The sequence below is a fragment of the Actinospica robiniae DSM 44927 genome (assembly GCF_000504285.1).
GTDB lineage: Bacteria > Actinomycetota > Actinomycetes > Streptomycetales > Catenulisporaceae > Actinospica > Actinospica robiniae.
In genome coordinates this window covers 976,818-990,106 of the sequence record NZ_KI632511.1, presented here as the reverse complement: position 1 = coordinate 990,106, position 13,289 = coordinate 976,818, and the positions used below count along the sequence as shown (strand labels likewise).

Here is a 13,289-nt window from a genome sequence, read left to right as displayed (position 1 = left end):
CGCGGCGCGCACGACGGGCGCCTCCCGGCGGCGCGTGAGCTGACGCGCCGTCGGGAACCGGCGCTCGGGGCGGCGTGCACGGGGCATCGGCGCGGCAGCGGGTGGCCCGCACTCCCCGCGAACGCTGAAACGTATGTGCGATCTTCCAGGTCCCCTGTGGTACCACACTTCCCCCTGCTCACCGCCGCTTCGTCAACTACTCCATTCGGCGCCGCATGCGCTAAACGTCACCCGTGTGGGAGGCCGTACTCGACGGCAGGGGCGCATAACGGGGCTGTGCGCTGTCTTGTCCGTGCGCCGCCGCGGCTGAAATAAATCTCGCCGAGCGGGACAACGCACCATCGTCCGGCGCCGCCGCCCACGGCGGGCCGCGCTCGCGGATGATCGGCCAGGGGAAGCTAGGGGAGGACGTAGTTATGGACAGACGGTATGAGGCGTACTGCCTCGCCGACCCGTACTTCTACGACCACCCGGCGCTGCGCGAGGACCTCACGCCTCCCTTCCCGCAGGTGCGCCGCCCGGCCCCGGCCGGCTGGAGCGCCGGGCCGAACGGGGACTGGTGGCACGTGCTGCCGGACGGGCACGGCCTGCCGGAGCAGGGCTGGAAGATCCACGTCTCGGCCACCCCGCAGGACGCCGAGCGGGTGCTGGACCTGGTGTGGGAGACGTGTGCGGCGGCGCGGCTGCCGTTCAAGTTCCTGCGTTCGCGCGGCATGCTGTTCCTGCGCAACTCCAAGTACGCCGAGCGCGGGGGCTCCGGGAAGTTCGTGACCGTCTACCCCCGCGACGAGGACGAGCTCGAGCGCGCCGTCGCCCTGCTCGATCAGGCCCTGGCCGGCACGCCCGGCCCCTACATCCTCAGCGACCTGCGGGTGGGCGCGGGCCCGGTGTACGTGCGCTACGGCTCCTTCGTCCCGCGCCGGGTGCTGACCGAGACCGGCGAGTCGGTCCCGGCGCTCGCCCACCCGGACGGGCACCTGGTGCCGGACCGGCGCACCCCGGTCTTCTCCCCGCCCGAGTGGGTGACGCTCCCGGGGTTCCTCACCTCGCACCTGGCGGCGCGTGCCGACGCGAACCTGGCGGACCTGCCCTACACGGTGCACAAGGCGCTGCACTTCTCCAACGGCGGCGGGGTCTACCAGGCCACCGACACCCGCAGCGGGCGCGAGGTCGTACTCAAGGAGGGCCGCCCGCACGCCGGGCTGCTGGCCGACGGGCGCGACGCGGTCGCCCGGCTCGAGGCCGAGCGCGCAGTGCTCGAACGCGCCGCCGGCACGGGCGCCGGGCCCGAGGTGGTCGAGGCCTTCACCCTCGGCGAGCACCGCTTCCTCGTGCTCGAATACGTGCCCGGCAAGACCCTCAACAACCACTTCGCCGAGCGCTACCCGCTCGCCGCGGCCGACCCGGACCCCGAGGCGCTGCGCACCTACACGACGTGGGCGCTCGGAATCCAGGCGAAGGTCGAGGCGGCCGTCGCGGCGCTGCACGAACGCGGGATCGTGTTCAACGACCTGCACCTGTTCAACATCATGGTCCGCCCGGACGACACCGTGACCCTGATCGACTTCGAGGTCGCCGCGTTCACCGAGCAGGCCCGCACCCAGACCCTCGCCTCCCGCGCCTTCCAGGCCCCGAAGGGCACGGCCGGCCCGGCGGTGGACCGCTACGCGCTCGCCTGCCTGCGCCTGGCGCTGTTCCTGCCGCTGACCGCGCTGCTGCCGCTGGACCGGGCCCGGACCACGGCCATGGCGCGCACGATCGCGGCCGAGTTCCCGGACGTGCCCGCCGCCTTCCTCGACGAGGCCGTCGCCGTGATCACCGCGGGGATACCCGAGGCGCCGGACATACCCCCGTTCGACCCCGGCGCAGCCCTCGCGGCCCTCGACTGGCCGGCGCTGCGCGCATCCCTGGCCGCCGGCATCCTCGCCACCGCCACCCCCGAGCGCGAAGACCGGCTCTACCCCGGCGACGTCGCCCAGTTCACCGGACCCGGCGGCGGCCTCGGGCTCGCACACGGAGCCGCGGGCGTGCTCTACGCCCTGCACGCCACCGGCGCCCCGGTGCCCGAGGAGCACATCGCATGGCTCGCCAAACGGGCTGGGGACCTGCCGAAGGACACCGGTGTCGGCCTGTACGGCGGCGCCCTCGGCATCGCCGTCACCCTGGACGTGCTCGGCCGCGCGGACACCGCTGACCTCCTGCTCGAGCAGGCGCTGGACGAGCGCTGGCAGCGCATCGGCCCGGACCTGCACGACGGCCTGGCCGGATTCGGCCTGGGCTTGACCCACTTCGCCGCCCGCACGGGCGACGCCGCCCTGCTCGCCGCCGCGCTCGAAGCCGGGCGCCTGGCCGCGGAGCTGCTCGCCCAGGACGCGGCCCGCGACCGCCGGCCAGAAGCCCCCCAACGCCGCGCCGGCCTCATGCACGGCGCGAGCGGACCCGCGCTGCTGTTCGTCCGGCTCTTCGAGCAGACCGGGGACGCCGACTGGCTCACCCGCGCCGGCGCCGCGCTGCGCCTGGACCTGGCCCGCTGCGTGCGCAACGCCGACGGCTCGCTGCGGGTGGACGAGGGCTGGCGGGCCCTGCCCTACCTCGCCGACGGCAGCGCCGGGATCGGCCTGGCCGCCCGCCGCCTGCTGGCCCACCGCGAGGAGGCGGACCTCGCCGCCGCCGTCGCGGACATCGACCGCGCCTCGAACTCCCGGTTCTACGCCCAAGCCGGGCTCTTCCACGGACGCGCCGGACTCGTGCTGGCGCTGGCCGCCGCCGATCCCGCCGCGCGCCCCACGGACGGGCCCGGATCCGGCGGCACCGGACTCGCGGCGCCTACCGCCGCGGGCGTCTCGGCCCCCTCGGCCGCAACCGACGCCCCGCGGCGGCCCGCGTCCGCCACCACGGACGCCGCACCACCCGCCGCCGGGACCGGGCCCTGGCCCCGGCGGCGGGGCGGCGGCCCGGGACCGGCCGTGGCCGGCCAAGCCCGGCGGCTGGCCTGGCACGCCGTGGCGCACGACGCGGCGCTCTCCTTCCCCGGCGACCAGCTGCACCGGCTCTCGACCGACCTGGCCACCGGAGCGGCCGGCGTGCTGCTCGCCCTCGGCGCCGCGCTGCACACCGCGCCGGTCGCCCTCCCCCTGGCCGAGCCCGCCTCGGCCCCTCCCCGCGCGGCGCGGTGACGCCGCCCACAGACCGCCCCCGGCGACGGGGGTCGGAACAGCACCACCGGCACCACCTTCAGGTACCACTCAAGGGTGGCGCGGCTCCCGCCGTGCTCCCCAGACCTCATGGAGGAACCATGTCCCTGCTCGACCTGCAGGCGCTCGAGGCCCAGTCCGCCACCAAGGGTGGACACGGCGGCGGCCACGGCGGCGGCGGCGAGGGCGGCAGCGAAGTCAGCCTGCTGCTGTGCGACAGCACCGCCAGCGTGCTGCTCTGCCTGTAGTCGCTGCGCATCGCTGCCTGATGCGGTAGCACGGTGCTAAGCGCGGCCGGTCTGTGAACCTCCTACGCTCACAGGCCGGCCGCGCGCGCACGCTCAGGGTCCCAGTTCGGGCCCCGGGCGGCGAGAGCGGGCCGGTTCCGTTCCGGTTACGCCGGGAGCGCGCCGGCCCGCGCCGTCCGTCGCCCGCCCCTTCGCCGAACCATGATTCGCGTTCATGTTTTGACCGATACCAGGGCCCTGCTTGGCAGACGCTTTAACTTACCTGCGAGTAATTTGACGGGGCGGAAGACCACCGTAACTTCCCGTGCACTCCCACATGCCCCGGGAGGGACACCATGCGCACCGACCGACGACGCTCACCGCGCACCCCCGCCACCACCACACCCCCGCCGATCCCGCGCCCGGCCCGCACCCGCCGGCGACGGCGCGCCGCCACCGCCCTGCTCGCCGCGCTCGCCCTGGCCGCGGCCACCGCGGCCGGCGCCTCCCCCGCCACCGCGCGCGCGAGCGCGTCCGCCGTCGCCGACGACTGCGCCGGCGCCTGCTACGACATCCTGCCGCCCGGGGAGAACGGCGCCGAGACCCTCGCCCAGATCCTGCTGTTCAAGGCCTTCGGCATCCGCCCGAGCAACAACGAGGACCAGCTCCCGGCCTACCAGAACCTGGTGACCTCCTCCACCGGCCTGACCGACGCGCAGCTGACCCAGTTCTACAACTCCTCCGCCCTCGGCGTGCCCTCCGGCAGCGTCACCCGCACCGAGACGCCCGAGACCGGGGTGACGATCCTGCGCGACAAGCTCGGGATCGCGCACATCACCGGCCAGACCCGCGCCGAGACCGAATACGGCGCCGGATACGCCGGCGCCGAGGACCGGCTGTGGGTGATGGACGTGCTGCGCCACCTCGGCCGCGGCGAGCTGACCTCCTTCGCCGGGGGCGACGCCGGCAACCAGGCACTCGAGCAGAACCTGTGGCGCGGCGCCCCCTACACCCCCGCCGACCTGCAGGCCCAGGTCAACGCCCTGGCCGCCGACGGCACCGCCGGCGCGCAGGTCAAGACCGACATCGACTCCTACCTCGGCGGCGTCAACGCCTACATCGCGCAGGTCAAGGCCGCCGACGACTTCCCCGGCGAGTACGACCTCGCCGCCCAGTCGATGCAGCCGTTCACCGAGACCGACCTGATCGCGATGGCCGGGGTCATCGGCGCCCTGTTCGGCAACGGCGGCGGCGCGCAGCTGCAGTCCGCCCTCGTCAAGGAGGCCGCCGAACAGGAGTACGGCACGGCGGCGGGCGACGCGCTCTGGAGCGGGCTGCGCGAGCAGAACGACACCGAGGCCACCACCACCCTGCACGACGGCCAGTCCTTCCCCTACGGCGAGGCCACCGGCGAGAACGGCCAGGCCATGCCCGACTCCGGCTCCGTACAGGCCGCGCAGATCGTGCAGAACGCCACCGGCACCGGCGTGACCTCCTCCGCACAGGCCGCCGCGGCCAAGGGCACGGCCGCAGCGGCCACCGCGGCCGCGCCCTCAGCGAAACCGACCTCGGCCGTCACCGCGAAGCAGCTGGCCGCGGTCACCCCGAAGCTGCCGGCGTCACTGCGCTCGAAGGCCTCCTCGCTCGCCGGGATGTTCAACGCCGGCGCCCTGCAAGGCGTCGACCTGCCCGCTCCCGGCCAGCAGCACCCGGGCATGTCCAACGCCCTGGTCGTCTCCGGCGCCGACACCTCCTCCGGCCACCCCGAGGCCGTGTTCGGACCGCAGACCGGGTACTTCGCCCCGCAGCTGCTGATGCTCGAGGAGATCCAGGGCCCGGGCCTGAGCGCCCGCGGGGTCTCCTTCGCCGGGCTGAACTTCTACGTCCAGATGGGCCGCGGCCCCTCCTACGCGTGGTCGGCCACCTCCGGCGAGCAGGGCACCGCGGACACCTTCGCCGTGCAGCTGTGCAACACCGACGGCTCCGCCCCGACCACGTCCTCGAACGCGTACATCGAGAACGGCGCGTGCGTCGCGATGCAGCCGATCGTGGCGAACGACTCGTGGAGCCCGACCCTCGCCGACGAGACCTCCGCCGGCTCCTACAGCCTCGTGATGTACCGCACCGACTACGGCCTGGTCGAGGACCGCGCGACCGTCGGCGGGAAACCCGTGGCCTACACCGTGCAACGCTCCACCTACATGCACGAGGCGGACTCCGCGATCGGGTTCATGGAGTTCAACGACCCCTCGCTCATGTCCACCCCCGCAGGGTTCGAACAGGCCGCCGCGAACGTCGACTTCGACTTCAACTGGTTCTACGTCAACTCCGCGCACACCGCGTACTTCAACTCCGGGCTCGACCCCGCGCGCGCCGCGGGCACCGACCCGAACCTCCCGCTGTGGGGCGACGCGGCCGACGAGTGGCCCGGCTGGAACCCGACCGCCGGAACCTCCCAGGACCTGCCCGCCACCGCCCACCCCAACTCCACCGACCAGGACTACTACGTCTCCTGGAACAACAAGCAGGCCCCGGACTACTCGGCCGCCGACGGCAACTACAGCTACGGCCCGGTCCAACGCGTCGACCTGCTCGACACCGGCATCAGCAACTACCTGGCGACCGGCTCGAAGTTCACCGAGTCGGCGCTGGTGAAGGTGATGGAGTCCGCCGCGCTGACCGACCTGCGCGCGAAAGAGGTCCTGCCGCTGCTGCTGCAGGTGATCAACTCCTCGCCCGTCACCGACGCCACCCAGAAGACCCTCGTCGCGGAACTGACCACCTGGATGAACGCCGGCTCGCAGATCTTGCCGACCTCCGCCGGGGCCACCGGCTTCCAGAACTCCGCCGCGATCGAGCTGCTCGACGCGTGGTGGCCGATGCTGCTCACCGCCGAGTTCCAACCCGGCATGGGCACAGGCCTGTTCGACGCCCTCGACGCCGACATGCAGACCAACGACTCGCCCTCCGGCGGGCAGCAGATCCCGGTGGCCGGGGCGGTGGCCTCGGACAACGCCGCCCAGTCGCACAAGGGCTCGTCCTGGCAGTTCGGCTGGTGGGGCTACGTCAGCAAGGACCTGCGCTCCGTGCTCGGCCAGCCGGTCACCGACGCGCTTCCGGTCACCTACTGCGGCGGCGGGTCCCTGAGCGCGTGCCGCACGGCCCTGCTCTCCTCGCTCTCGGCCGCAGCCGCCGAGTCCGCCTCCACCGTCTACCCGGCCGACTCGTACTGCTCGGCCGGCAACCAGTGGTGCGCCGACTCGATCGTGCAGGACCCGCTCGGCGGGATCACCGAGCCGCAGACCACCTGGCAGAACCGCCCGACCTACCAGCAGGTCGTGCAGTTCGCGACCGGCGGGTGAGTGCGAACCCCGGATAGATACAGATGAGTCAGACCGCGACGGCGCCCGGCTACACCAGCCAGGCGCCGTCGCGCATCAGGGTCCTGCCCTTGAGCTCGTTGGCCTCGCGCCAGGCCTGCACGGTCAGCGGGGTGACGAAGTAGAACGCGTACGACCCGGCTTTCCCGGCGGTGTCTGCGCGCGGGTCCCAGGTGTGGCGGGCGGCGAACGCGTCGCCGACCGCCGCCTCCAGGTCCGCCGACGCGACGGCGGTGACGGTGCCCTGGATCAGCACGACGTCGCGGGTGGCGCCGAGGGCGAGGCGCACCCGGCCGGAGCGGGCCAGGTTGCGCCCGGTGGCCGAGCCCTCGGGGGTCGCGAACACCAGCCGCCCGTCGTGCCAGAGGAAGGAGAGCGGGATCTGGCACACCTCGCCCTGCTCGTCGGCGGTGGCGACCCACGCGTCGATCTCGCTGGCGAGCAGGTGCAGCACGTGCTGCTTGCGGGTGGCTCCGTCGCGCGGCGGCTGCACGGTCACGGCCCTCTCCTCTTCCCCTCGTCGTGCCCGGGCACATGGCCCGGGATGATCGCGGGGCCACGCTATCAGCCGGCGCTCTACGGGGTCGCGCGCGGAAAAACGGTGGCCGCAAGGGCGCGGGGCGTGGTCGACTGCGCGGATGCTGCAATACGAACTGATCGCCGCGGTGCGCGCCGCCGCGGCCGCCGACCCCGGCATCGACGCGGCCCTGATGTACGGCTCCTTCGTCAAGGACGAGGCCGACGCCCACAGCGACGTCGAGTTCTGGCTCTTCCTCACTCCCGAAGCGCGCGCCGCGACCGACCCGCGCGCCTGGATCGGCGCGCTCGGGCACCCGGTCTCCTACGTGCTGCTCAACGAGTTCGGCTCGCACGTCGCGTTCTTCACGGGCCTGGTGCGCGGCGAGTTCCACTTCGCCACCACCGACGCCTACCCCGAGATCGCCTCCTGGCCCGAGCGCCCCGGACCGCTCGAACGCGTCGTGATCGTCGACCGGTCAGGCCGGCTGCTTCCCGCCCTGACCGCGCTGCCCGAACGCGCGCCGCTGCCCGGGCCCGAACGCTTCGTCGCCGAGTACTGCGACCCCTGGGTCAACTGGCTCGCCCTGGCCGCGAACGTGCTGCGCCGCGGCGAGCTGCTGCGCGCCCTCGACGCCCTCGGCTACGCGCAACGCAACCTGCTGTGGATGGTGCGCACCGCCGAACAGGCCACCGGGCACTGGCTCACCCCCTCGCGCGCGGCCGAGAGCGATCTGGGCGCCCGGGCCCTAGCCGCCGTCCACGCCACCGCCGCACCCGCCGACCCCGCGGCCATCGCCGCGGCGCTGCGCGCGGCGATCGACGAGGGACGGCGCGCCTGGCGCACGCTGGCCGCCCGCGAACCGGCCGCGCCGCCGCCCCCGGAGGACCTGCTCGAGCAGCTCGACGCGCTGCTGCGGGACTCGTTCGGCGCGTAGGCCCGATTCGAGGGATTCCGGGGGCTTCTAGGACATCGAGGGCTGAGGGCGGCTGAGGACGGGTCAGATGCGGCGGTTGCGCGCCTCGCGCCGGCGCGCGTGCCGGTCGTGGTGGTGGCCGCGCGGGTTCGCCGAGACCGGCAGGATCTTCAGGCTCCCGCCGTGGATCTCGCCCACGACCGTGATCACGTGGCCGGCCGGCGCGCCTGGCACGGCGCGGCGCGAGGCGCGGTCGCGCACCCGCCCGCCGTAGCCCTCGACCCCGGAGGTGTCCACGGCGATGCCCGCCGGCAGGATCAGGCGCACCGAACCGCCGTGCACCGCCACCCGCAGCACCGACGACCCGCCCTCGGGCAGCCGCGCCTGGCTGTAGTCCAGCCGCGCGCTGCCCCCGGCGACGTCGAGCTCGAGCAATTCGGGCACCTGCCAGGCGCCCTCGCGGCGCAGCTGCAGTCCGCGCACCTCCCAGCGCACCGCACCGTCCGCCGCCGCGTCCACCGGCGCCGGCGAAGACGCCGCCGGGACGGCGGGCAGCGTGCTCACCGGCCGGGGCGGGTCGGCGGTCGGCAGGTCCGCCACGAGCTCCTCGAAGTCGGCGAACGTGCGCGCCGTAAGGGCCGCCTCCACCCGCTGATCGAGCTCGTCCGCCTCCAGCCGCCCCTCCCCGGCCGCGTCCCGCAGGATCTCCACCACCCGGTCCCGGTCCGCGTGCGAGACCCGCATCATCCGCGGATCGCGCTGCGCCTCGTCGCTGCCCATGGGCGAAAGCCTAGTGTCCCTCACCGGAAACCCGCTGCGGAAATCGGCCCCAGCGCCCGTCTGGCCGCGTTGCCGAAATGCCCACAGACGAGGCGAGTATGAGGGCATCCCGGCGCCTTGCCAGACGAACGCTGGAACCGATTTCTCATGCAGCGAATTTCCGGATCGGGACGCTAGAGCAGCCGGGCCGCGCACCGCCGCACCCCCGGCCCGGTCACAGCACGCTTATCCGGTGGCGCGCGCGGGAGCGGTGCGGCAGGATGGCCAAACGTGACAGCCGAGACGACCCGCACCTTCGAACAGCTCGTGGCCGAGGCCGATGCCGTCTCCGTGGACGGCTGGGACTTCTCCTGGCTCGACGGGCGCGCCACCGAGCAGCGCCCCTCCTGGGGCTACCAGCGGCAGATGGCCGCACGCCTCGCCGCCGCGCGCGCCTCGCTCGACCTCGACACCGGCGGCGGCGAAGTCCTCGACGGCGCCGAGACCCTCCCGCCGGTCGCCGCCGCGACCGAGTCCTGGCCGCCCAACCTCGCCCGCGCCACCCGGCGGCTGCGCCCGCGCGGCGTCGTGGTCGTCGCCGTGCCCGAAGGCGGCCCGCTGCCCTTCGCCGACGCCGCGTTCGACCTCGTCACCTCCCGCCACCCGGTCGCCAACGACTGGCCCGAGATCGCCCGCGTCCTCGAACCCGGCGGTCTCTTCTTCTCCCAGCAGGTCGGGCCCGCCAGCGTCGTCGAGATCATCGAGTACTTCCTCGGCCCGCAACCCGACGCGCCCCGCTGGCGCCACCCCGACGACGCCCGCGCCGAAGCCGAAGCGGCCGGACTCGAGGTCGTCGACCTGCGCCTGGAGCGCCTGCACACCGAGTTCCGCGACATCGGCGCGGTCGTCTACTTCCTGCGCAAGGTCATCTGGATGGTGCCCGGCTTCACCGTCGCGCAGTACCGGCCGCGGCTGCGCGAGCTGCACGAGCAGATCCAGAAGGAAGGACCCTTCCAGGCCACCACCACCCGCTTCCTGATCGAGGCCCGCAAGCGGCCCGCGGCAGCAGCCTGACCCGATGACGACCGAACCCGTCCTGCTCGCCCGCGGCCGCGAGGCCGACGTCTACGCCCTCGACGACGCCACCGTGCTACGCCGCGCACGCATCCCCGGCACCTCCCGCACCCTGCGGGACGCGAAGATCATGGCGTACCTCGCCGGACAGGGCTACCCCGTCCCGTGCGTCCTCGACGCCGACGAGGACAGCATGGTCATGCAGCGCCTGGCCGGGCCGACCCTGCTCGAACAGCTGCAGCGGCGCCCGTGGACGCTGCGCTCAAGCGCCCGGCTCCTCGCACACCTGCACGATCAGCTCGCGGCGATCGAAGCCCCCGACTGGCTCGAAGCGCCGCGCGCCCAGACCGGGCCGGCCCCGGCGCGCCGCGCCGTGCTGCACCTGGACCTGCACCCCGGCAACGTCATCGCGACCCGCCAGGGCCCGGTGGTGATCGACTGGGCGAATGCCGCCGCCGGCGATCCCGCGTTCGACCTCGCCAAGACGCTCGTCACCGTCGCCACCGCCGACCTGCCCACCACCGCCGGGCGCCTGCTGTGCCGCACCTACGCCAGGGCCCTGCGCCGCGCGGCCCGGACCGACCCGGGCCCGCGCATCCCCGACGCGGTGCGCGAGAGCTGCTCGACCCGCACCTCTCCGGCGCCGAGACCGCCCGCCTGCGCGCGCTGCTCGCCCGCGAGAGCGCGGCGGGTGGCCTCGGCAGCGCGGGCGGTCTCGGCGGACCGGATCAGGACGCTGTCTCAGGCTCCTGAGCGGCGCAGGCCGACGGGAAGGCCCGCATCATCCGGCGGCACACGTAGACCCGCTCGTACTCGGCTCGCGCCTGCGCCTCGTGCTCGCGGTCGGCATGCGCGAACACGACCACCGGCCGGTACGGCGCACGTGCCTCGACCATCCCGGCGCCACCCCGGTACGGGGTGTACACGTGCAGATACGTGAACTCCTCGGCGAACCCGCGCGCCTGATACCAGCCGATCGCCGCGGCGTCCTCCCGCGTCCACGCGTCCAGGACCCGCGCCCCGCTCCCGGCCAGGCGCGCGCACGCCTCGTCCAGCAGCCGCGTCGCCAGGCCCGAGCCGCGATACGCCGGCAGCACGCACACGTTCTCGATCGTCGCGAGATCCCCGCGCACCGCCACGTCCAGGATCGCGACCACCTCGTCCCCGTCCACGGCGACGAGCTCGACGCTCTCCGCGACGCCGTCGGCCGCTGCGGGCTTGCGGCGCCACACGTCGTCGTAGTAGCAGGTGTCGAGGAACGCGAGCGCCCGGCAGCGCAGCCACGACGCCTCGTCCGACGCCTGATACGCCCGGATCCGCACCGGCTCCAGGAACGCCTTCGCGTCCGCCAGGCCCTTCTCGTTCTCCGCCGCGTCCGCGATCCCGGTCATCTCGCGGTGCGCGATCCGCCACGCGAAATACGAGGCCTGACCCGCCCACCGCCACGCCAGCAGCGTCTCGAGCGCCCGCTCGAGCTCGCCCGCGCCCACCGGCTCACGCTCGAGATACCCGGCGACCAGCGCGTCGGCATGCCCGATCCCGCCGGCGTACATCACCGCCGAGGCCAGGTCGAACACGCGCGGCCCGACCTGGTAGGCGCCCCAGTCGATCAGGCCGCACTCCCCGGTGCCCGCGTCGAGCAGGAACGACTCGCCCGCCGGGTCGCCGTGCAGCTCACCCCACGTCAGCGACGCCGCGTCCAAGTCGGCAGCAGCCTGCTGGACGCGGTCGAGCGCGGGACGCACCCACGGGCGCACGGCCGTGTGCGGGCCGAGGTCGAGCGCCGGGGAGAGCTGCGCGCGCGCCTCGATCGGGCCGGGCGCCAGGTGCGCGCGGGCCAGGGTGTCGCCGATGAGCCGCAGATCCCGCGGGCCGCGCCCGAGGATCGGCTCGCCGGGTACGTGCGTGAGCAGCGCGAGCGAGTACCCGCCGCAGTCAGCGGTCAAGGCGCCGTCGGCGCACGCGACCGGCGCGCCCGCGGCCACCCCGCCGGCCTGCACCCGCGCGGCGGCGGCCAGCCCGCGCGCGAAGTGCTCGCCGACGGTGTCGATGACGGCCTTGACCACGCGGCGCCCGGCCGGGGTGGCCACGGACCACACGTGCGAACTCATGCCGCCGGGCAGCGGCGTCACCTCGACGCCCGGCAGCGACCAGCGCCGCGCGAGCACGTCGGGAAGGCGGTCCTGCAGCCCCGACACGGAAATGCGGGCAGGCAGGGAGGAAGAAACGAACATGGGTGATCTCTCCACTTCGAAAAGCCAGGCTTCGACAGAGGCTTCAGGGCTTCGGTACCGCGCGGGCCGAAGGGCGCGCGCAAGGCACCGGCCGCGACGCGGCACAAGGCCCGCGACGGGGCGCGGAAGGAGAGATCGGATCAACGCACGGCCCGGATATTAGCCCCGATCCAGGCCGGCCACAACCGAGAATACGGCGCCCGCCCGCAACAGGGCACGTCCAGGCGGGCGCCGGTGGATCAGAACGCCGCGATCGACGCCGGGGCCCGCTCGGCCCGCGAGAGCGCCCGCAACACCGCCAGCGACCCGTGCCGCGCCGCCGAAACCCGCACCAGCAGATCGTTGACCGTCTCGAACGCCGAACCCGGATACTGCGGCGTCGCGACACCCAGGCTCACCGCCAGATCGTCCCCGTGCACCACGAGCTCCATCAGACGCGTCGTCAGCACATCCCGCGCCGACATCGCCCGCCCCTCGATCCACGGCATCGCGATCACCGTCTCCGGCTCGAACCCCGGCGAACCCAGCACCGCCGCGCACTCCTCACGCGCCGCCCGCGTCAACTGCGCCTGCTGCCCCGCACCCGCCCTCGCCCGCTCCTCACCCGCGTCCCGGATCCCGACGTTGACCGCCGCGTCCGGCTCCGCCCCGACCCACGCCGCCCGCGCGTAATGCTCCAGCAGCCCCGTCACCGCCGCACCAGGCCCCGGACGCGGCGCCCCGAGCGCCAGGTCCGCGCTCTGCACCTGCCAGCCCAGGTGCGCCGCCAGGCCGCCGACGGTGAAACCCGCCAGCGCACTCGCCTCGCCCCACCGCGCCGCCACCTGCTCGGAAGCGATCAGGCCCACCGCCGCGTCCGCCGCGGCCAGGAAATCCTCGAAGATCCTCTGCACGAACCGGAAGACTACGCGCCCGAACATTTGTACGCTAGGGAACCGCGCTTGCCCCGCCGATGACCTGACGCACCGCCACCTGTGGAACCATGGCA

General features: G+C 74.0%; 9 protein-coding genes and 1 pseudogene. 6 read left to right on the top strand and 4 right to left on the bottom strand.

Features of this window, described 5'->3' with window-relative positions; translation table 11 throughout:
* Positions 1-416: 416 nt before the first annotated feature.
* The 3 genes from lanKC to ACTRO_RS04250 all read left to right on the top strand — a co-directional run bounded on the left by lanKC (position 417) and on the right by ACTRO_RS04250 (position 6,783).
* Positions 417-3,176, top strand: a complete 2,760-nt coding sequence (lanKC, locus tag ACTRO_RS04255) for a class III lanthionine synthetase LanKC (protein WP_051450291.1) — start codon at positions 417-419, stop codon at positions 3,174-3,176.
* 119 nt (positions 3,177-3,295) lie between these two features.
* A complete protein-coding gene (locus ACTRO_RS46795) occupies positions 3,296-3,442 on the top strand; it encodes a SapB/AmfS family lanthipeptide (protein WP_157435749.1) in 147 nt (48 codons plus the stop codon).
* 335 nt (positions 3,443-3,777) lie between these two features.
* Entirely contained in the window at positions 3,778-6,783 is a 3,006-nt protein-coding gene (locus tag ACTRO_RS04250) for a penicillin acylase family protein (protein ID WP_084315959.1), read from the top strand.
* Between the two features lie 49 nt (positions 6,784-6,832).
* Here ACTRO_RS04250 and ACTRO_RS04245 read toward each other — a convergent pair whose 3' ends face one another.
* The gene (locus ACTRO_RS04245) at positions 6,833-7,300 is read right to left on the bottom strand and encodes a pyridoxamine 5'-phosphate oxidase family protein (RefSeq protein WP_034261261.1); all 468 of its coding nucleotides are present in this window, start codon (positions 7,298-7,300) and stop codon (positions 6,833-6,835) included.
* A 139-nt stretch (positions 7,301-7,439) separates the two neighbouring features.
* Between ACTRO_RS04245 and ACTRO_RS42735 the strand changes: the two genes are divergently transcribed.
* On the top strand, positions 7,440-8,255 hold the full coding sequence (locus tag ACTRO_RS42735) for a hypothetical protein (RefSeq protein WP_051450290.1): 816 nt from the start codon (positions 7,440-7,442) through the stop codon (positions 8,253-8,255).
* A 63-nt stretch (positions 8,256-8,318) separates the two neighbouring features.
* On the opposite strand, the gene ACTRO_RS42730 is transcribed toward ACTRO_RS42735, so the two are convergent.
* Complete coding sequence (locus ACTRO_RS42730) at positions 8,319-9,014, bottom strand: DUF1707 SHOCT-like domain-containing protein (protein ID WP_051450289.1); 696 nt, start codon at positions 9,012-9,014, stop codon at positions 8,319-8,321.
* Positions 9,015-9,284: 270 nt separating this feature from the next.
* Between ACTRO_RS42730 and ACTRO_RS04225 the strand changes: the two genes are divergently transcribed.
* Positions 9,285-10,067 (top strand): class I SAM-dependent methyltransferase, encoded by a 783-nt coding sequence (locus ACTRO_RS04225; protein WP_034261259.1) that lies wholly within the window; start codon positions 9,285-9,287, stop codon positions 10,065-10,067.
* Positions 10,068-10,071: 4 nt separating this feature from the next.
* Positions 10,072-10,569 (top strand): annotated as a pseudogene (locus tag ACTRO_RS49445) (phosphotransferase); the annotation flags it as partial.
* Positions 10,570-10,795: 226 nt separating this feature from the next.
* Here the strand turns inward: ACTRO_RS49445 and ACTRO_RS45215 are convergent.
* Together ACTRO_RS45215 and ACTRO_RS47935 are read right to left on the bottom strand one after the other, a co-directional pair.
* Positions 10,796-12,301 carry a GNAT family N-acetyltransferase gene (locus ACTRO_RS45215; protein WP_051450288.1) on the bottom strand — a complete coding sequence of 502 codons (1,506 nt, stop codon included), beginning with the start codon at positions 12,299-12,301 and terminating at the stop codon, positions 10,796-10,798.
* 239 nt (positions 12,302-12,540) lie between these two features.
* A complete protein-coding gene (locus ACTRO_RS47935) occupies positions 12,541-13,194 on the bottom strand; it encodes a maleylpyruvate isomerase N-terminal domain-containing protein (protein WP_034273040.1) in 654 nt (217 codons plus the stop codon).
* Positions 13,195-13,289 lie beyond the last annotated feature (95 nt).

Bases quoted from the DNA above. Each gene is read 5' to 3' on its own strand.
- lanKC (WP_051450291.1), top strand. From the start codon at position 417: ATGGACAGACGGTATGAGGCGTACTGCCTCGCCGACCCGTACTTCTAC.
- ACTRO_RS46795 (WP_157435749.1), top strand. From the start codon at position 3,296: ATGTCCCTGCTCGACCTGCAGGCGCTCGAGGCCCAGTCCGCCACCAAG.
- ACTRO_RS04250 (WP_084315959.1), top strand. From the start codon at position 3,778: ATGCGCACCGACCGACGACGCTCACCGCGCACCCCCGCCACCACCACA.
- ACTRO_RS42735 (WP_051450290.1), top strand. From the start codon at position 7,440: ATGCTGCAATACGAACTGATCGCCGCGGTGCGCGCCGCCGCGGCCGCC.
- ACTRO_RS42730 (WP_051450289.1), bottom strand. From the start codon at position 9,014: ATGGGCAGCGACGAGGCGCAGCGCGATCCGCGGATGATGCGGGTCTCG.
- ACTRO_RS45215 (WP_051450288.1), bottom strand. From the start codon at position 12,301: ATGTTCGTTTCTTCCTCCCTGCCTGCCCGCATTTCCGTGTCGGGGCTG.